We start from the raw sequence: 19,860 nt of genomic DNA, 5'->3' as shown, positions 1-19,860 counted from the left end.
TAGGAAATGATTATTCAGCCATCTTAGCTTTTCTCGCTTCCAGCTCGGTCTGACGGTACTCCATTACCTGATTAAAACCGTAATTCACACGGCGGGCCAAGAAATTCTCGAATATTTTATCAAAAGCAGCTTCATCTTTGGCAGTAATCAGTTCAGGCAGAACTTCTTCCCAATTCTGAGAAATACGCGACCAGGATAAGGCTATATCGGAATCTCCAACAGGATCTATTCCCTTATAGATGCCGCTGTCCATATCCGCCTGTTTATTCGCGAACTCCTCCATTTGCTTAACGGATGCCGCCTTTTCTGGTCTCCACTGGTTAACGAAAGCAGGGTTGCGCAGCATCCAGTAGGTATCCATGATACCGTATTCCTTTTCCAGACGCTCCCTATCTGTGTCAAGCAATTGGACCATTTCGGCTGTCAACTGCGGTTTGCCATCCCTCATCGCCCATGTTTCGCCTTCTTTGCCCAGAAATACATCCCTTTGGCCTTCTTCGCTCGCTAAATAGCTCAAAAATCGGATGGCTCGTTCAGGACTCTTGGTGGATTTGCTAATCATCGTAACCATCCAGCCGTCCATGTTGCCAGGGAACAGTCTGGCGGAATCACCTTGACTGTTTTGCGGTCCATCCACAGCGATGTAGTACGAATTCGGATATGCACCCGCAGCCAGAATCGGATTGATAGCCGCCATACCAGTCCACTCGCGAATCATCATAAAATAACGGGCATTACTGGTTTTTTCCTCTACCTGAGCATTCGAGTCCACCAGAAAATCTACATTAATCAAGCCTCGCTCATATGCTGTGCGGAAGGTTTTTAGCCAGGTGATATAGTCCGGGTCGGTCATACGGTCGTTAAATTTGCCGTCCTTTTCATGCGGAATAGCCAGCAGGTTTTGCAGGTAATCAGTCATTCCGTAAGAGACATTCCCCTGAGCAAAGAAAGGACTGATGAGCTGACCTTTATACACAGAATACTGATCCTTTAACAATTGCAGTGCGTTCAGAAAGCCTTCCGGAGTGCTCAAATCCGGTCTTCCCATAGCCTCATACAGATCTTTTCGCACCAAGAAGGTTTGGTTCGCAGCCGTCAAACCAGTGGCCTGCATCAGGCTGGGGCTGTATGAATCATTTGGAATGCCATATGTATTGCCGTTTTCCTGACGATACCACTTCAATGCACCGTCCCCCGCGACCTTGAAAAAGTAAGGATCATATTGCTCCGCCAATTCATTTAAGGCATATACCTGATCTCCTTCCCATAACTTATTAATCGCACTTTCCCACGAACCTATTGTTATCAAATCCGGCAGCTTATCGGAGGCCATCATGAGCGCAATTTGTTCACTGGCTTCGCCGGATGGGATTTCGAATTTGATGTTGACACCTGTTTTCTCAGTTACAATCTTGGAGGTTATGCTCTCACCCCATGTGTGACCATACCAGTTCGCACCCACAAACCAGGTCAAATCCACAGGTCTGTTATCAAGCTTCCATCCGGGTTCATCAGGGTTTGGCCTGTATTCAGCTGGCTGTTGTTTAGGATGAGCGGGTTGTGGGAGTGACGGACTTACATTTTGCTCTGATCGGGAACACGCACTCAAAACTAGCATTAAGATTATGGCCCAATAGATAATCATGCTGTACTTGATAAAACCGAGTTTCATTCCATCCCCTCCTTTCTTCGCTACAGTTGTGAATTAACCTTAGCATTAATCATGCTATAACCGATTTTACTATCCTTGGCTCGAAATGGAAATGCCGCTCCCTACCTAAATATGAGTTTACGTAAGGTCTAATTCAGGTACAGCTATTTAAAATGGGTTAGTACTCTTAAAATAAAATAAAACAAAGACAGCTGATTACTCAGCTGCCTTTGTTGGATTGCCTTCGGGAGAGTCTTCCCGTTAGGTTATAAGTCTCACTCGTAAGCGCCGATATTCACAGCAGCTCCCTGTACTCTTGGTTTCCCCTCAATCTCCAGTGTTCCAATAATTGCATTGTCCGTGTTCCCGGCATCAATTGCTGGAGATGTAGATTGAAGATGGAAATCGTATCCCGAAGCATTCACAAATTTGGGATCAATGAACAAGGAATGCGCGTCATTGCCAGTTCCCGTTTTATAAGCGGAGAATCCTGTGTAATCTTTATTTTTCCATGTCCAGCTGGCTCCATTGCTTCCGGCAGGGGCAAAATAAAGATTATAATCCACAACGTTTCCGGAATTCTTGGTGTATTCATTGTAAATCAAAACATCTGTAGAGCTGGCTACGAAAATGTTGTTCTTAATTACGTTATTTTGTGTATCGTATTGAACGTAAAGCTGGCCGCTGCCATCGCCAAGCGTATCATTTTTGTATACGGTATTGTTAACGATCTTACAGTTTACTGTGGAGCCGCGTTTAGTATCATAACCGCCCATCGCGATGCCGGTGAGTCGGTTGTTGTAGACTGCGTTACTGCGTACTGTAATATTGCTGGTAGATTTACCGGCATGCTCTGACGCAATCTCGATACCGATATCATTGTTGTAGCTGTAGTTCTGTTCAATAATACTATCCTTGCCACCATCCACATAAATGCCATCGGCCGCATTACTGTTATTCGGAAGTGACTTCCCATACGAAGGATTATTGTTGGAAGTGATATTGTAGACTCTGTTGCCCTTCACGAGTCCGTTCCGCACCTGATCGTAAGCCGTATTCGGCGCTTTCCCCTCAAAACCGATGAGATCAATGCCAATGTTGTCGTTATCGTGAATAACATTATTCGTCACCGAGAAGGTGTCCACGTTCCCGTTGAGAACCAGCGATTCGCTGGAGCCGAGCACAAGATTATACAGTTCATTACCACTAATCGTAATATCGTGAATGGATTCAGGTGCTTTTGTGCCGTATACGGCGATCCCATGTGCGTCACGGCCAAGCAGATCACTACCAGTTGGAGTGGCCGTGTTTTTGATATCATGGACTTTGTTGCCAGACAAATTGATAAAGCTGCCCGATCCGTGAACATAAATGCCTACGGGCATGACGTCCTTGGTAGCTGTAGTATAATTGCGAATTTCAAATCCTTGAAGAGTAACGTAATTCACATCGGTCAGGTCAATCAACCCTTCAATCCCGCTAACCGAAAGTCCTGTGCCGTCAATAATCGGTGTCTCCGTACCATCGTTAGTGAATACAATCGGCCCTTGTGAAGCGGAGCCTGAGCGGGTGATCTTCAGCTTCTGGTTATACACACCGCCACGAACATGCACTGTACTGCCTGCAGGAACAGCATCCGCTGCGTGCTGAAGCGTCTTCCATGGAGCGCTGCTCGTTCCCGCATTGGAGTCATTTCCGTTTGTCGCTACGTAGTAATCCGTACCTGCTGCTGCAGCAGATGAGGACCATTCAATGCCTGAAACCAGTCCTATGCCTATCGCCATACTTAATCCCATCAGCAATGTTTTACCGAATTTCAACATATTCTCAACTCCCTTTGATCAATTTGGTTGTGTTAGATTAAAATCAGGATTTATTGTTCATGCTCAGCCTGCAAAAGAAGAACAGCCTCCATCGTCGGCAAACTCCCTGTGCCACCAATGCCAAGTGTGGACAATGCTCCACATGCATTGGCAAATCGCAGCAGTTCATCGCTTCGCATTCCAAGCAAGTATCCATATATGATTCCTGCGTTGAAACAGTCTCCTGCTCCTGTCGTATCGACGGGCGTCAAAGTGTAAGATTCGGCCGATATTCTACTTTCGTCCAGTTCGCGCAGTGTAGCACCTTTTGACCCTTGTTTAACCGCTACAATACCCGCCACATCAGGAAGCATGGAATCAAGCACATGGCTTACTCCGTCGGCAGGAAAAATGTGCAGCAGTTCATCCTCGCTGGGAATAAACAAATCAGTCACCGTCAGTAGTGCACTTATGCCCTCGCGGTCCCATTGATTGGATACATCCCAGCCGGTATCAAAAGACGTGCTGATTCCACCTGCCCGCAATCTTGTAAAGATCTCTCGCCAATGAGGTCTCATTCCATCCTGCAAATAATAGGAACCAAAATGAAGATGTGCGGCCTGCTGTAGCAGGGACTCAGGGATATAATCCGGTGTTAACAATGGGATACTGCCAGCGTAAGTTAACAACCCGCGGTCATCGGGTGTGGAGAGCGACAGAGTTACACCTGTCTTGATGCCAGATAATCGGCTTACATGCTCTGTATTTACGCCCATACGCTGCAGCTCAGCTATACAGAATTTGCCGAAATCGTCATCTCCCACTACGCTAACGAATCTCACATCCGCTCCCAGACTTGCCAGCGCACAGGCCGTTATTGCTGAAGAGGAACCAAGAACAATCTCGAAGCCATCGACCATTTTCTCCCGATTCCATTCCGGCATAACATCCGTTCCCGATACAATGACGTCTACATTTAGCTCGCCAGCAATGACAACAACGGGACTTGTTTGCTGTCTCTGCATCATTTCAATACCGGAACAAATCCCTGTTCCGCCTCATACAGTTCATCGAACATACTTCTGATCTCCTCCAGGGAGCATACGGCAGCAGTTAGTGGGTCGAGCATCAGTGCATGGCGAGCCATCTCCCTGTCACTCCTCCGCACAGCTTCTACAGCCAGGTCAAAAAAAGCCATGTTCGAGCGACATAATGCGGCCAAATGCTCGGGCAATCTTCCAAAGCGACAGGGCTGAACGCCTTTCCCATCAACGAGACAGGCCACTTCCACCACGCCATCAGCCTGCAGATTTTCAATCAGCCCCCGGTTAGGAACGTTACCATAAATGACCTTCGGCTCATTCTTCAATACTGCTTCGATGATGATGGCAGCATATTCATTACTGGATTTCAGCTCAAGCGGTACCGTTCCCTCAAGCTGTGAAACGATCTGTTCATCATTCTCTCTCCGCCAGATCGGCCAGTTGTCAGCGTAGAACCCCGTAGCTCCGTTATAACCTGAGTTGCAGTGCTGGTCGATAAGCGATTGGCGTTTACGGTAATATGGGATATACTCCGAGAAATGGCCGCTGGATTCCGAGACGAATGCACCCAGGTATTTCATCGCATCAAAGCGGACCGGGTCGAGCCGCAGCAGTTCAGGAGTTTTCATTTTATCCAGTAGTACTGGATACAGATCCCTCCCGGCGTGCGACAGCTCCACAAACCAGGACATGTGGTTAATACCTCCGGCTTTCCATGACATCTCTTCATATGGAACTCCGGCATATTCGGCCAGTTGAGCCGACGTATTCTGAATGGAGTGGCATAGTCCCACTACCGGAATATCCGTAATGCGGGAAGTCATGAGTGTAACCGCCGACATCGGATTGGTATAGTTTAGAATGATGCAGTCTGGGCAGAGCGCTTCAATGTCCCGTACAATTTCAATCCAGCTGGGAAGGGTACGGAGTGTCTTGAATAGTCCTCCGGGTCCAAGTGTATCGCCAATGCACTGCTTAACCCCGTATTTCAGCGGAATTTCATATTCATAACGAACCGTCTCCAGTCCGCCTACTTCAATTTGGTTAATCACGAACTGTGAACCGCCGATGACCTCTCTGCGATCCGTAGAGGCAAGCACCTCCCACTTCTTTCCTGTCCGTTCTACGATTTGAAGCACCAGCCTGCGTGCCAACTCAAGCCGCCGCTCGTCAATATCAACCAGGGCAATGGTGCCACCCTCCAAGCCTTCAATCAGCAGGATATCCATAGCGATCTCTCGCGTAAATGCACTGCCTGCTCCGATAATTGAGATTTTAGTCATAACTCTTCTCCTCACCCGTTATTTCATGCCCGTCATAGCTAGGCCTTTAATAAATTGCTTCTGGAAGATCAGGAACATTATAATAACCGGTATTGTAATCAGTACCGCAGCTGACATGACGACGTTGTAATTGACCTGATGCGTTCCATTAAAATAGACCAATGCCAGTGGAACGGTCATCTTGCTCTCATCATTTAATACAATCAATGGCCACAGATAGTTGTTCCAGGAGTTCATAAACGTGAATATCCCCAACGCTGACAGCATCGGCAGAATAAGCGGCATAACGATACGAAGCATCAGCCTGAATTCGCCAGAACCGTCCATCCTTGCTGCCTCCAGCAGCTCCTGTGGAATCTCTTCTATGAATTGTTTGGCCAGAAATACGCCGTAGGAGCTAACCAGATTAGGCAAAATAATCGCCAGCAAATGGTTAACCAGTCCAAGCTCAGCGGTGATCAGATACGTGGGAATCATAATAACCTGAAAGGGAATCATCATGGTTGCCAGGATCAAAATGAATAGCAGTTTCTTGCCTTTAAACTGATGCTTGGCAAAAACATATCCGGCTAGAGCGCTAGTAAACAAGGTCACCACTGTTATAATGACGGAAGTCACCAGACTGTTCAGCAACCACGTGACAAAAGGCGCCTCGCTAAAAACCGTTCGGTATCCGTCCAGACTCGGCTTACTTGGAAAAAAACCGCCGGAACCCGAGACGATGTCCATGTTACTTTTCAGTGATGACAGCACCATCCATACATAAGGCAAAAGCATAACACAAGCTATAACTGCAAGAACTGCGATAGTAAACCCTTCCCACAGGCTGAATTTACGCGGCATCGGTTTCTTCTCCCCTCTCCTCTCAATGTTCCCATTGCGTGCGTCCCCACCGAAGTTGCAGCAGCGTCACAAGCAGGATGATCATTAGAAATACGGTTGCCATAGCAGATGCGTACCCCATATTGGAGCTGGAGAATGCCTGTTCATAGATTTGCAATGACAGCACTCGTGTTTCGTTGAAGGGTCCGCCCTTGGTCATAATCTGAAATTGTGGGAAGGCCTGAAAATAGGAAACAACTGTCGTGATGGATACAAACAGCAACGTTCTGCGCAGCAGTGGCAGTGTGATGTGAAGAAAGACATGCCATCGGCCCGCTCCCTCCAGCGTCGCTGCTTCATAGTACATATCCGGGATAGAATCGAGTCCAGCAATGAAAAGAACGATATTATAGCCAATATCAGCCCACAAGGTCATCATAATGATGGAATAGAGCGCATAATGCGGATCACTGAGCCACTGGATCGGCGCCATATTCAGCTTGGCGAGAATCATGTTGAACAAGCCGTCATTGTAATTGAACATGGTATTCCATACGATAGCCGTTCCCGCCAGCGGAGCGATCGTGGGAAGAAAAAATACGGTCCGAAAGCCATTTTTGAGCCAAGGGATGCGGACTCGCTGTATCGCTGAAGCAATCAAAAGTGTAATAACAATGTTGATCAATACGGCGATAAATACAAATTTGAAGGTTACCCACAATGACTTCAGAAAGATGGAGTCCTGAAACATACGAATGTAGTTCTGCGCCCCCACGAATATCGCGTTTGAGCTGAGCGGATCATACTTGAATGCGGACAAGCCCAGGCTCCAAGCGATGGGAAGGAAAGCAAACACCCCGAACAGAAGCAAGATCGGTACGAGTGAGATGATGATGAACCTTCGTTTTGCCCTGTAAGCTGTTGACTTTACCGCTGGGTTAACCTTTTCCGCCTTGTTGGTAGATATAGCAGTACTCATACCCCAGCACCCCTATCACTTATGTTGATCCTGATTATCATTGATTGTCTGTTCGATGTTCGCTAACCCGTCCTGAACATTCTGCTGCCCACTGGCCATCAGTTGGAAATTGTCGTTAACCTGCTTGAAGAAGAAATCCCGGTCTGCTATAGGACCGATCCATTGACCTAACGCCAATATGTCCAGCGAGGGCTTTAGATGAGGATTGTTCTTCAGGAATTCCGGGTTTTCGGCAATTTCTTTTTTGGCTGGAACGGTAAAGGTATCCGTATTCCAGGTCGAGAGGTTGTCCTTCTCTGAGATGAATTGGATGAAATCAAGCGCAGCCTCCTGTTGTTTGCTTTTCTTGGACACCGCTAGCCCCCAACCGGATTCGGCAGCAAAAACAGGTGGATTTTCCGTAAAGGAAGGCACGGAAACGTATTCAAAATCATCAACTTTGTAGTTGTTCTGTCCCGCAGCAATCGTCCACGGACCGCGATAGGTCATGGCTGATTTCCCCTGAAAAAAATAGTCAGAGGTATCCAGCTCGCTTCCGAACGTGGTTAAATCCGCAACTTTGTCATCGGCCACGAGCGAAACCAAGGTGGACATCGCTTTCTCCGCCTCCGGTGAGTGGAAATTAACATGTTCGTCTTCACCCATAAAACTTGCACCTTGCTGCAAAATAAGGGATAAGAAAGTAAACGTAATATTGTCTGCAGATACAAAATCGAAGCCTTTGACTTTGATGACATTGTTCTCACGGACAGTTAATTTTTTGGCGTAGTCCACAAGCTCTGTCCAGTTGGACGGTGCGTGATCGAAGCCTTGGTCTTTGAGCATTTGCGGGTGAATCAACATGCCGCCATTCTCAATGTTGTACTCAAGTGGCAGCCCATATAACTTGTTATCTCGCAAATATCCCCCAAGGGGAGCATCATAGTACTCTTTTTTTACATTTTCACTATCAGGGATTTCGACAAGCAGGTCGTTCTTGGAATATTCGGGCACCCACGTGCCGAAAAATTCGGCAATATCGGGTGGTTTCTTCGCGGAGAATGAGGCTTTCAGCTTCTGGCTGTATACATCATATGGAAAGGTCTGATACTCGATCGTTATATCGGGGTGTAAGGTCTGGTATTTGGATATTAATTTCTTGTATGCGCCCACAATGGCGTCTTCCTGATGACTCCAAAAGACCAGATTCACCTTACCTTGCGGGTCTGCGGATGTATCGCCGCCTGAAGAGGAGGAGCTGGAACAGCCTGCTTCAGCGAATACAACACAAACCATCGCAATGATCAGCATAAACTTGGAAAAATGCATTCGCATATCCTCCCTTGTCCTGCAAATTAGCCAGCATATGAAGGGAAGGACATTTGAGTTTTACGTGTATTTATATAGAAGCAATGTGGTCTGTAGTTGTATGTATCGCAATCTGATGCTCCCGGCACGCCTGCTCAAACCATCCCTCCGGCTGTTTATTCGTAATCACTCCAGTCACCTGAGTTAAGGGAGCAATCGTAAACAAAGCACTTTTCTCAATCTTGCTTTGATCGAATACAGCATAAACCTCGCTGGAACGTTCCATTGTTAATTGGGCAATACGAGCTTCAAGCTCGGAATGCATCGTAAAGCCGAAATTCTGCGTTACTCCGTCCACCCCGAGAAACATTTTCGTAATGTTAATTTTGTCGATTACGCTTTCCGCCAGCGGACCGCATAACTCGTAGCTTTTAGACCGCATAACGCCGCCAATCACGACGACCTGAATATCTTCGGCATCAGCCAATTCATAAGCAATATTCACCGCGTTGGTGACAATCGTAATATTACGGTGCGTTTTGAGTGCTTTCGCAATAAAGAACGTCGTTGTACCTCCCGTCAGGCAGATAATGTCTCCCTCTTTAACAAGGGCTGCCGCCGTGGCCGCAATCCGTTCCTTATCCATCCGCCGGAAATCGCGTTTTGCTGCAAAAGGCAGCTCCGATACCGCCGACGTCAGGCCTCCTTCATATATGGCTCCCCCATTTGTTCGAATAATCTCGCCCGCTTTTTCAAGTGCGTCCAAGTCACGTCTTGCGGTTGCTTCCGAGCAGCCAACCGTCTGGACAATCTCTTGCAGCGATATTTTCCCATGCGATTTAATCAGTTCCAATGTTTGTGCTCTGCGCAGTTCACCCTTTGAATATTGCATAAGTCTCTCCTTTAATATGTCTGGGCCTGCATGATATCCGTTAACTTCAGCCCGTGCTAGCTCTATTGTGTAGGATGAAAGGATGGATTGCAATATGTCGACATGAACTGCATCCCATAAGAAAAGCATCTATCTAACGGTTATTCATGAGGGATATGAAGCTGGTTTTCCAAACCTTCAACTATCATAAAGGTATAATTTGCACCTGATGTACGTACTTCTCAAAGAGTACATGATCGATGTCACCTGCTTTGGAAGACATTGCATTCGCAGCGGCAGCCGCGATAGCCGTACGCAGTCTGGAGTCGGGCGAATCACCGCGTTCTCCTGCATATGCCATGCCGGCAACAAAGGCGTCTCCGCAACCTACCGTATTCACAGGCTGAATGGATGGCGGTTTTGCCAGATATGCTTTTCCATTTAAAATAGCCAGAGCACCGTCACTGCCGAGTGTTATGCACACCTCGTCAATGCCCTGATGCGCCAACCTGTGCGCTGCACGGGCCCATCCGTTAATGTCTTTCGGCTTTTGCCCCAGCCACTCGGCCAGTTCCAGTTCATTTGGCTTCACGAAATGGGGCGTTGCACTCAGCCCAATGCTGAAACTTGTTCCACCTGTATCCAGAAAGGCTCTCGTTCCTACTGAACGGACAATACAAATCAATTCTGCGTACAATGTGTCCGGCGCACCTGGGGGTAAACTTCCAGACATCACAACTGCACTGGACTGAGTGGCGAGCTCCTGTACTTTTTTCTTGATCGCTTCAACTTCGGCTTCTGACATGGTTGGGCCCTGCCCAAGCAGCTCTGTAGAGGTACCACTGGAATCGTCCACAATGTTAAGGCAGACTCGGGAGTCTCCCTCTGATTGGATAAAAGCAGTCCGTATTCCCCGTTCAGTCAGATTTCTCTCAATAAATACACCGTTATTGCCGGCAATAATGCCTGTAGCTGTGACTTCACCGCCGAGCTGCCGGATCACCTTGGCTACGTTATTGCCTTTGCCACCTGGCTCATTAACCTGTCTTGTCACTCGATGCACTTGACCTACGCCAAACTTGTCAACGTACAACGTCCGGTCGATGGCCGCATGGAGTGTAACTGTGGTAATCATCGGACTACGCCGGCTTTGCCAGTGCTTCCACATAACCGTATTTTCTCCATGGCAAGCCGTTTAACTGCTTCCTTCGCCGGAGCCATGTATTTGCGTGGATCATTCTCTTCTGGATGGATTACAAATACATCTTTGATAGCTTCGGAAAAAGCAATACGCAGCTCTGTGGCTATGTTTACCTTGGACATCCCCAGTGCAACCGCCCGATGAATCTGTTCAGCTGGAATGCCCGAACCACCGTGCAGCACCAAAGGAACCGATACTCGATCCGCAATGGTTTCAATTCGTTCAAAATCTATGTTCGGCTGGCCCTTATAAATACCGTGTGCGGTACCGATTGCTGGAGCGAGTGTAGTTACGCCGGTGCGTTCAACAAATTGCACGCAATCTTCCGGATCTGCTAGGGAAGCATGCTGTTCCTCAACGACAATATCGTCCTCAACGCCCCCAACCTTGCCAAGCTCTGCCTCCACGTTTACACCAGATGCCTGGGCAACCTCCATCACTTTACGGGTTAGGTTCACGTTTTCTTCAAAAGGATACATGGATGCATCGATCATTACAGAGGTATAACCTGCTCGTATGCATCGGATAATCGTTGAGAAATCAGTGCAGTGATCCAAATGAAGTACGATAGGGATATCCGTCAAGTCCGCTGCGGTTTTAGCCGCATGAGCAATGTAATCTGGACCCAAGTGGTTGACTGTACCCACCGTAGTTTGAATAATGAGTGGTGACTCGGTTTCTACAGCCGCTTCAACGACAGCCTGAAGCATCTCCAGGGTATGAACATTAAATGCAGCGATGGCGTATTGGTCTCTGCGAGCTGTTTGCAGCATTTCAGTGGACGAGATCAGTGGCATATCCATTCCCCCTTTTAAGGTTTCGTCGCTCGCGACGATTTGAACGATCCTGCACCTCCCTTCACGGGTCAGATGAGTATGGGAAACATTTGATAATTTCTAGCTTGTGATCATAATAATCTTTTTATTTGATTAAATCAATCATTATTTTGGAAAACTATTGCAATTTAGTGCGTTGTAAAGGCATAATTATGATTAACACAATCATATAACTGTATATTTGATCGAAAAGATCACAAACTGAAGTTATCAATCTAAATCATTCCCGGGAGGTATTTTTTATGAGTTTGACGTATCGTGAAGTAAAAGAACAATATAAGGCCCTGCAGCAGACGTACAACTATTTACTGGCCAAGCGCACGGAATTTACTGCCTTTGTCCAAGCTCAAGCGATTACCTCCGTAACCTTTGTTGGCGCCGGGTCCAGTTATTGCTTGAGCGAAGCGGCCGCTTTTTCCTTCCGTTTGCGTGCCGGCCTGCCTGCAATGTCACTTGCCGCGGGTGATCTCATGCTCCATGCAGACCGCTATCGTCCCATGCTGGAGGGTAGTCTGATCATAGCGCCGTCACGATCTGGCAGTACGAGTGAGGTCGTTGAAGCATTGCGTTTGCTCCAGTCTGATCGACGTATTCCTTTATTAACGATTTCTTGTGTAACGGACTCGCCGTTATCCAAAAGCGCCGATTTCCCTCTGGAACTGCCCTGGGCTTTCGACCATAGCGTTTGCCAGACCCGCACAGTAACCAATCTGTATGCAGCCAATCTGCTGCTTGCCGCTTTTCTTGCTGGTGATGAGGAGCTGATTATCGATATGCAGGAAGCGATTCATCAAGGTGAAGCCTACATGGCACGTGTAGAGGACAGCATCCGCCGCGTCTCCAACTTCAATTGGACGAACGCAGTCTTGCTCGCAGACGGTGAACTACAAGGGCTGGCAGCTGAGGGCGCCATCGCTCTGACCGAGATTGCCAAGACACAAGCCCACGCATACCATCTTCTTGACGTTCGGCACGGGCCGATGGTCACCGTAAGCTCGGATACTTTAGTGATCGCTGCCTTATCGGACAGTGGTATTGAGCATCAACACAATCTGTTAAGGGATATTAAGGAGCGTGGAGCCACCATTATTACATTTGCCGATCGGGCGATGGGCATCCCGCAAGAGTTCATAGATCTTGAGATCACAACAAGTCATCCACTTAACACAGCAGTACGGGGTATTCCTTTCATTTTCATCTCGCAAATAGCCGCTTTGGCTAATGCCGAACGGCACGGTATTAACCCGGATCAACCCGATGGCCTGGTAGCCTGGGTCAAGCTATAAAAGAAAGCTTAGTTCTTTTGATCCGCTTGGACGTTTTGAGCAAGGGTAATTTTTAAAGGAGAATCCTAAGACTTCTATTCGAGGCAGAATAGAAGTCTTTTACTTGAAGGTCAAAAATCAATTTTATACGTTCTGTGAGATAATTAGGCAAACATTTGATATGAATGATATAACGCTAGAATTATGATTTGGTACATAATAAACATATAAAAAGGAGGGCTTTAACATGGAAAAAGTAATACTTAACAATGGTGTGGAGATGCCCATTATGGGTTTTGGTGTTTATCAAATTGCAGATCAAAATGAATGCGAACAAAGCGTTTACGATGCCATTATGGCAGGATATCGCCTGATTGATACAGCTGCCTCATATCTGAACGAGGAAGCCGTTGGTCGAGCCATTAAACGAAGTGGTGTCCCAAGAGAAGAGTTATTTATTACTACAAAGCTTTGGGTTCAGGATACTGGATATGAAAACACTAAAAAAGCATTCCAAAAATCTCTGGAACGTTTGCAATTGGATGTGTTGGATCTGTATTTAATTCATCAGCCTTTTGGCGATGTGTACGGCTCTTGGCGCGCTATGGAGGAATTGTATCGTGAAGGAAAGGTCCGTGCCATTGGGGTTAGTAACTTCCAGATGGACCGTCTGATCGATTTAATCATTCATAACGAGGTAGTTCCTGCGGTAAACCAGGTTGAAACACACCCTTTCAATCAACAAATCGAAAGTGCTGCATTTATGAAAGAGAATAATGTTCAGATTCAATCCTGGGCGCCTTTTGCTGAAGGAAGAAATGATCTTTTCCAGAATGATGTATTGCTATCCATTGCGAAAAAGGTGAATAAATCTGTTGCTCAGGTCGTTTTGCGCTGGTTGACACAACGAGATGTCGTTGTCATTCCGAAGTCTGTTCGTAAAGAGAGAATTGTTGAGAACTTCAATATCTTTGATTTTGAATTAAGCCAAGATGATATGGAATCGATTACTGCATTAGATACGAAGCAGAGTCTATTCTTTTCTCATAACGACCCAGAGATGGTGAAGTGGATCGGTACACGTAAACTTGATATCTGACCCTTCGGGGAGATCGTTCAGTTCCTTTTCATTGAAGCTCTCATTCAGAGGCAAGTAATAAGAAAGATAAACAAAAGGAGCCGTAGTCATATACGGCCCTTTTTTTTGCTTTGGTGAGATAAATTAGTTATTGTTCAGCGATGATTAGCCCTCGCATATAATTTCACTTATTTAAAATAGGTATTTCCCCCAGCAGGTTTTTCAGGTTAATTGCATCCCATGGCATGTGCTCGGTTATACCCAATCCCACCATATCTGTTTCTTCCGATAGTTCTTTGAGTAGATGCAGGAGCTGGGAGATTTGCATGCTGCCCGCAGGAGAGAACGTATAAGGTCCTTCAGGATTCGCGAATAATAACGAACGAAAAGCCTTAGGATCAAGCACATCTAGATCCAGGTGAATAGCGAGATGCTTAATACCGCTTTCTTTGATCCACTCTTTGATGGATTCCGTACTTTTTGTTAACTCTTCAGCTCCGGAAGTTCTAATGCCAAGTCTTTGAATCATTTCTGCATCTGATTCTACAGTCGTTATACCTAATCGTTCAAACGCTTCTGAGATCACTTCGCCCTCCTGTTCTGTAGGCGTTGCCAACCCCGCGATAAAGACATTTTCAGGTTTTAGAGGAATTTTTACATGTTGTGCAAACTCCTCATCCCCTTCTCCCAAAAGATTGCCCAGTGGTAACGTATGTCCGTTATCATATCCCACGTAACCAACCAAATCACTGTGCGCATCGATCCAGATCAAGCCTAACTCTCCATTATACCGTTCGTTTAAATAGGCAAACGGAGCTTGTTCGACCAAGCAGTCTCCGCCAAACATGACGATGCGGTCAGGCTTGTGAGCATGAATAATATGCTGGGCTGCTTCCAATTGTTCAAGGAGCTGTTTCCTCCCATTTACACCATTCTCGTTTTCCAGTGGAGTTCCATCATATGCTTGTACAGGAACTTGAATCAGTGGTTGATCATTATCAGGAGCCAGCCAGGCAAGCAGTTCCGCGCCAAAAGAGTAGTTAGGATTATTCCCGCCTTGCCATTGTGGCATTAACAGACGTATTGTTTTTTGATTCATGTTTTCTCTCCTTTACTTCAAAGTAAGGTTAGTATAAACTGAACGCAAATCAAAAAGTAGTACGCACAATTATGACAGGTACTACCCGAAAGGATAGCATAAATATGAGCATGGCTGAATATCAAGGTAAGGTTAAACATATTCAAGATACGCCTTTTGGCTATACATTGTCTGTCATTGGCGGCAAATGGAAGATGGTCATAATTTATCTTTTAGCAGAAAACCAACCGGTACGCTTTAATGAACTGAAAAGACAAATTGGAGCGATTACGTTTAAAACACTGAGTTCACAACTAAAAGAATTAGAAGCGGATGGTATGGTCGAACGGAAAGAGTATCCTCAAGTCCCGCCTAAAGTCGAGTACAGACTGACCGATAAAGCGGAAACGTTATTGCCCGTTCTGGAAGGTTTATGTGAGTGGGGAGTACAAAATCAAAGTGAAAGAGGTGTGTTGGAGGATGATTAACTTTAGAAATAAAACCTATCGCTGTACCTCGGAAATTGTTATGAGCTTACTTAGCGGCAAATGGAAAATTTCTATACTCAATCACTTAACTAAAGGTCCCATTCGGTTTAATGAGCTTCAGCGACTTCTTCCTGACGCAACCCAACGCATGATTACAATGCAGCTCAGAATGCTTGAAAGTGACGGCCTGATTATTCGCAAGGTCTATCCGGTGGCACCGCCAAAAGTAGAATATTATTTGTCCGATCTGGGCGAGGAACTGGCCCCCATGCTACAGATGTTGTGCAAGTTTGGCACGACTTATATCGAGAAATTCCCCGACGAAGTATCTTGCGACAATGATGACTCTCGCCGCGACATCGCTAATGTAAATTAAAGTAGTCGTAATTAGACGGCAGCAGCTCTGTACGAGTACGCTGCCGTCGTCATATCATCTGTCACGAATGGTTTATAGCATTACAACACCAAAAATTGCGTTCCATACCCCTTTCCAGAAACCAAAGCTGCTTCCAGCTCCTCTTGATCTCCTTTGTCCACTAACACCACATTTTCGGGATACAGCTTGCCTAACAAAGACCACTGTACAAGTTCATTTCCGCCTGTTGGTATGACATGGACTCCATTGTCCGTATTTGTCACCAATCCGGAATGCGACAAAATGTCTGCTACCTGATGAATGCTGGTTGATGTTCGCTTCACAGTAGCTTCCTTGGAATGGTTGTTCTTTTCAGGCCGATATGAAAATCGATGTCCCCTGAAAAGCTGACCAAGATCCACACTAGATTCTACACTAGATGATGCATGACCATCTCTCTCCACAGTGAAACGCACGGTTGTTCGATCTGACCCTGTATTCGGAAGCAGCCTTGCGATGGATGGGAGATCACTATGGTCTTCTGAAATATGAAGGTAATCCTTATTGCCAGGTATACCCGTTCCTGCTTCATTTCGTGGTGCAGCATAATAATCGTCATATTCATATTCCAATGAGATGGCAACTATATCTTTTGTATCTTTAGTCTCAATGGTTTGTACCGGATGCCATTTCAGAAGATAACGCGCAGCCGTTCCAGCCGACTCTCCCAATCCAGCGGGCAACACAGTTCCCAAAGGATATTGAAAGCCGTAACCTACCGAAGTCAAACCCGAGCTAAGCACACTCTGTGCATACTGGACAATCGCCTTGTGCGTTAATTCCTTCCCAAGCAATTGAGTTAAAAAGACCTTACGGGCAGGCTCCAGAAAACGTAATCCTTTGAATTGCGTGTGTTCCTTGACTTCAAAAGGTACTTGTTCCCAATTGGCAAAAGGAAGTAATGCATCCCGCAGTAACACAAATTGGTGTAAGTATTCATTATATAACTGCATAACTCTCGGCCCCCCAGCGGGACCCCAAACCTGAGCAATAGCTTCCGGTATTAGGGTATGACCGTAGCAATGACTTCTAAATTCCAGCTCTCCAAGGGTCTCTGGTCCATATTGCGACAGTGCCCTCTTTTCAGAATTAATCTCTCTTGCCCAGTGAACCAATTGTTCACCAATGCGTGCCGCCTGTGTCGTAATTTCAACACCTGCCTTATCCTTCAAAGCTAATGGACCAAGCGGTAGCGATGACAAATCACCGGAGATTGCCAAATTGGCTTGAAGGCTATCCAATAACACCGAAGGATCACCGTTTATCGGTTCGCCCAGCTGAACCAGAATCGCCTCAAGCAGTTTATCCAGCTCAATGACGACCTCTTTTGCTCTATATATGCCGTCAGGCAATTTCCAATCCAAAGCCACATTCTCGCCTGTTCTAATCGAGTCCTGTGGATATGTGCCAATGAGAGACTCCACATCTATTGCGTTTCCCCATACGATCCGTTTATCTTTCAAGTGAAGTTGATACGCTGGCATTTTTCCCACCCCTTCAGTACGTTTTTTATATTGAACGACAATTCAACTTGCCCTTCGAATTTTAGATTATCAGGTGCCCTAACCGTTGAATAGTACGCACTTTTTTGTATGATCCGATCATTTTTGTGTCGTAGGATACTTTTTGATCCTTCAAAATAAAGGTTCAAATTGTATGGCAATGCATCACGTTTCCGATCCTGTGCATTTTGAATGAAATACAAGCATTTCAAAAAAGAGATGTCCTGGCTAATCTGCATTAGCATGGACATCTCTTTATGTTCAACGATCTACTTTTCAGCATATGAGCCCGCCTTAAACTATTTAGATAATTTACCACCTTTCGACTATTCTCCGCGAGCAACACGAAAACCCTGATCGGGACCAAAACCATTTGCATCAAATTTCCCTCGAAAAGCGATCTCGTTATTATTGACACCGCCGATCCACCCTCCGCCTTTTACAACCCGAAATAATGGGATTTGACTCTCAGCATCGCTGTACCAGTCCCAGCACCATTCTCTGACATTGCCAGACATATCGTAGATTCCAAGCTCGTTGGGCTGTTGGGTACCGATCGATTTAGTTTTGTTTTTGTTGCTCTCTATGGCAGGCCAGTTCCAGTCTCCAGTTAAGATTTTGTCCCCGGCGTTCTTCCAATACCATGCGACTTTGTCGGCGTTGTTGCTGCCGCTGTATGTGTAATTCTTGCTCTCCTGACCTCCGCTTGCGGCATATTCCCATTCCGCTTCTGTAGGCAGTCGGTAACCGTTAGTTCCCTCATTAATCGTTACTGTCCATTTTATATTATCGTTATCATTCTTATTATTCTGGTCTTGGGTGCCCTTATCTATGTTGTAATGCGGCTTCAAGCCCTCTTGTATGCTTCTTTGATTGCAATACTCTACCGCGTCATACCAACTCACCATTTCTACGGGTAATTGTTCTCCTTTGAATCCTGAGGGATTATTTCCCATGACATCTTCCCACTCTTTTTGAGTTACCTCATATTTTCCGATATAAAAGTTCGACAGGGTCACATTTCTACCGGCAAAATTGGTCTTGTTGTTCTTAAACGTTCCACCTTGCACGAATACAAGGTTATCCTTCGGTTCGGGTTTATCCTGCGAACAAGCACTGATCACTAGCATTGTTGCTATTAAAAAGAACATCAACAGCTTTCTCATTGAACGATCTCCTTTAAGCTAATGGGAAAATAAGTGGCTATGATGACTGCCATTCTCATCCGGCAACGTCGAAGGCCATTTGTCTGACTGAAAACGGCCTTCAACATATCCGGACTGATGGTAGAACTGAGGAAAAGGCATTGAGCCTGTCCCTAATGTATAAAAATCTGTTTTACTTACGTTAAACGGGTCACCGTGGGGTTGCTTACCATGGATTACTTACCACACCGTTACGTTGGAACTTCCGCTGCTTTGATATCCTTCTGTCGCTAACACCTGGTAAGACCAACTGCTACCCAGATTCATTCCTTTGCTTGCCCATGCGTTCACATGGTTACTGAACGTAATAGCGGAGTTAACCCCGGTCGCTCTCTTCGACTGTCTTACGCTCCAGTACTGGGCAAAGGTTTGTGTACCGTCAATGGAAGGTGCATTGTATCGCATCGTTGTATAGATGTCATAGGTTCCTCCATCACTGTTGACAGTACCTTTAAACGTTCCGGTTGGTCGGTATGTGCCCCAACTATCTACAACGTAATATTCAATAAGTGCATTTCTTGTCCACCCGTAGAGTGTCAAATAGCCATTGCCGGATGGAGACCAAACCCCAGCATTATAGTTAATTGTCCGGTTTGGAGATCCAACATTCCAGCCTTTACCAACAACAAAGTTCCCCGTATTTTGCCATGTCACACTGTAATTTCCGCCCGATCCATTCACAGCATTAACCGTACCGCCGCCATCGGTCCAATTCTGCCAATAATCTGTCGCTGCACTTGAGGTTGCTGCAAACACGCCAAAACTCATGGAAGCCGCAAGAATGACCGTCAACATTTTTTTGCTAAATTTAAACATACTCTACCTCCCAATATGATTGTATTTGCCTTATCGACTGCTTTCGTCTGATTCTCGGTTGAAGTTCTCAATTACCATTTGATGCAATTCTTTTTTTTACTTTTACCTCCTTTCTGACTAAATTATAGAATGATAGCGGTTACATAAAAACCTGACAAACTAAAGATTAATCTCTAATATGTTTAGATTTATGTCTGTTTTCCTTCTAAAAATCGACTTCTACCTACAGGAAAACAAA

The 19,860-nt window shown here is 45.9% G+C and carries 18 protein-coding genes; 4 read left to right on the top strand and 14 right to left on the bottom strand.

All coding sequences use genetic code 11. From position 1 onward, the window contains the following. Positions 1 to 10: 10 nt before the first annotated feature. From HP548_RS21915 to fba, 10 genes are all read right to left on the bottom strand, one after another. On the bottom strand, positions 11 to 1,672 hold the full coding sequence (locus HP548_RS21915) for an extracellular solute-binding protein (protein WP_175382835.1): 1,662 nt from the start codon (positions 1,670 to 1,672) through the stop codon (positions 11 to 13). Positions 1,673 to 1,926: 254 nt separating this feature from the next. Continuing rightward, on the bottom strand, positions 1,927 to 3,474 hold the full coding sequence (locus HP548_RS21910) for a right-handed parallel beta-helix repeat-containing protein (protein WP_175382834.1): 1,548 nt from the start codon (positions 3,472 to 3,474) through the stop codon (positions 1,927 to 1,929). Between the two features lie 50 nt (positions 3,475 to 3,524). Continuing rightward, positions 3,525 to 4,478 carry a carbohydrate kinase family protein gene (locus HP548_RS21905; protein WP_175382833.1) on the bottom strand — a complete coding sequence of 318 codons (954 nt, stop codon included), beginning with the start codon at positions 4,476 to 4,478 and terminating at the stop codon, positions 3,525 to 3,527. Next, on the bottom strand, positions 4,478 to 5,779 hold the full coding sequence (gene melA / locus HP548_RS21900; RefSeq protein ID WP_175382832.1) for an alpha-galactosidase: 1,302 nt from the start codon (positions 5,777 to 5,779) through the stop codon (positions 4,478 to 4,480). Before melA ends, HP548_RS21905 begins: the two co-directional genes overlap by 1 nt. 18 nt (positions 5,780 to 5,797) lie before the next feature. Further along, positions 5,798 to 6,622, bottom strand: a complete 825-nt coding sequence (locus HP548_RS21895; RefSeq protein WP_076288557.1) for a carbohydrate ABC transporter permease — start codon at positions 6,620 to 6,622, stop codon at positions 5,798 to 5,800. Between the two features lie 22 nt (positions 6,623 to 6,644). Further along, positions 6,645 to 7,580, bottom strand: coding sequence for a carbohydrate ABC transporter permease (locus tag HP548_RS21890; RefSeq protein WP_175382831.1), 936 nt, complete (start codon positions 7,578 to 7,580; stop codon positions 6,645 to 6,647). A 15-nt stretch (positions 7,581 to 7,595) separates the two neighbouring features. Continuing rightward, the gene (locus HP548_RS21885; protein ID WP_175382830.1) at positions 7,596 to 8,888 is read right to left on the bottom strand and encodes an ABC transporter substrate-binding protein; all 1,293 of its coding nucleotides are present in this window, start codon (positions 8,886 to 8,888) and stop codon (positions 7,596 to 7,598) included. Positions 8,889 to 8,958: 70 nt separating this feature from the next. Next, positions 8,959 to 9,759, bottom strand: coding sequence for a DeoR/GlpR family DNA-binding transcription regulator (locus tag HP548_RS21880; protein WP_076288554.1), 801 nt, complete (start codon positions 9,757 to 9,759; stop codon positions 8,959 to 8,961). A 184-nt stretch (positions 9,760 to 9,943) separates the two neighbouring features. Further along, positions 9,944 to 10,873 carry a 1-phosphofructokinase family hexose kinase gene (locus tag HP548_RS21875; RefSeq protein WP_175382829.1) on the bottom strand — a complete coding sequence of 310 codons (930 nt, stop codon included), beginning with the start codon at positions 10,871 to 10,873 and terminating at the stop codon, positions 9,944 to 9,946. Then, a complete protein-coding gene (gene fba / locus HP548_RS21870) occupies positions 10,870 to 11,736 on the bottom strand; it encodes a class II fructose-1,6-bisphosphate aldolase (protein WP_175382828.1) in 867 nt (288 codons plus the stop codon). Before fba ends, HP548_RS21875 begins: the two co-directional genes overlap by 4 nt. A 281-nt stretch (positions 11,737 to 12,017) precedes the next feature. Here fba and HP548_RS21865 point away from each other — a divergent pair, with 281 nt between their 5' ends. Beyond that, positions 12,018 to 13,061, top strand: a complete 1,044-nt coding sequence (locus HP548_RS21865; RefSeq protein WP_175382827.1) for an SIS domain-containing protein — start codon at positions 12,018 to 12,020, stop codon at positions 13,059 to 13,061. A 226-nt stretch (positions 13,062 to 13,287) separates the two neighbouring features. Continuing rightward, positions 13,288 to 14,139: an aldo/keto reductase gene (locus HP548_RS21860; protein ID WP_076288550.1), complete on the top strand. Its 852-nt coding sequence runs from the start codon at positions 13,288 to 13,290 to the stop codon at positions 14,137 to 14,139. Positions 14,140 to 14,302: 163 nt separating this feature from the next. On the opposite strand, the gene HP548_RS21855 is transcribed toward HP548_RS21860, so the two are convergent. Further along, positions 14,303 to 15,217 carry an arginase family protein gene (locus tag HP548_RS21855; RefSeq protein WP_175382826.1) on the bottom strand — a complete coding sequence of 305 codons (915 nt, stop codon included), beginning with the start codon at positions 15,215 to 15,217 and terminating at the stop codon, positions 14,303 to 14,305. A 104-nt stretch (positions 15,218 to 15,321) separates the two neighbouring features. Between HP548_RS21855 and HP548_RS21850 the strand changes: the two genes are divergently transcribed. Both HP548_RS21850 and HP548_RS21845 read left to right on the top strand, forming a co-directional pair. Further along, entirely contained in the window at positions 15,322 to 15,684 is a 363-nt protein-coding gene (locus HP548_RS21850; RefSeq protein ID WP_076288548.1) for a winged helix-turn-helix transcriptional regulator, read from the top strand. Beyond that, positions 15,677 to 16,060: a winged helix-turn-helix transcriptional regulator gene (locus HP548_RS21845; protein WP_063565020.1), complete on the top strand. Its 384-nt coding sequence runs from the start codon at positions 15,677 to 15,679 to the stop codon at positions 16,058 to 16,060. Before HP548_RS21850 ends, HP548_RS21845 begins: the two co-directional genes overlap by 8 nt. Positions 16,061 to 16,140: 80 nt before the next feature. On the opposite strand, the gene HP548_RS21840 is transcribed toward HP548_RS21845, so the two are convergent. From HP548_RS21840 to HP548_RS21830, 3 genes are all read right to left on the bottom strand, one after another. Next, positions 16,141 to 17,583 carry a hypothetical protein gene (locus tag HP548_RS21840; protein ID WP_175382825.1) on the bottom strand — a complete coding sequence of 481 codons (1,443 nt, stop codon included), beginning with the start codon at positions 17,581 to 17,583 and terminating at the stop codon, positions 16,141 to 16,143. 344 nt (positions 17,584 to 17,927) lie between these two features. After that, complete coding sequence (locus HP548_RS21835) at positions 17,928 to 18,767, bottom strand: formylglycine-generating enzyme family protein (protein WP_175382824.1); 840 nt, start codon at positions 18,765 to 18,767, stop codon at positions 17,928 to 17,930. Positions 18,768 to 18,986: 219 nt separating this feature from the next. Beyond that, a complete protein-coding gene (locus HP548_RS21830; RefSeq protein WP_076288544.1) occupies positions 18,987 to 19,622 on the bottom strand; it encodes a glycoside hydrolase family 11 protein in 636 nt (211 codons plus the stop codon). Positions 19,623 to 19,860: the final 238 nt, after the last annotated feature.

Source organism: Paenibacillus taichungensis, assembly GCF_013359905.1.
GTDB lineage: Bacteria > Bacillota > Bacilli > Paenibacillales > Paenibacillaceae > Paenibacillus > Paenibacillus taichungensis.
This window is presented reverse-complemented; position numbering and strand designations above follow the sequence as displayed.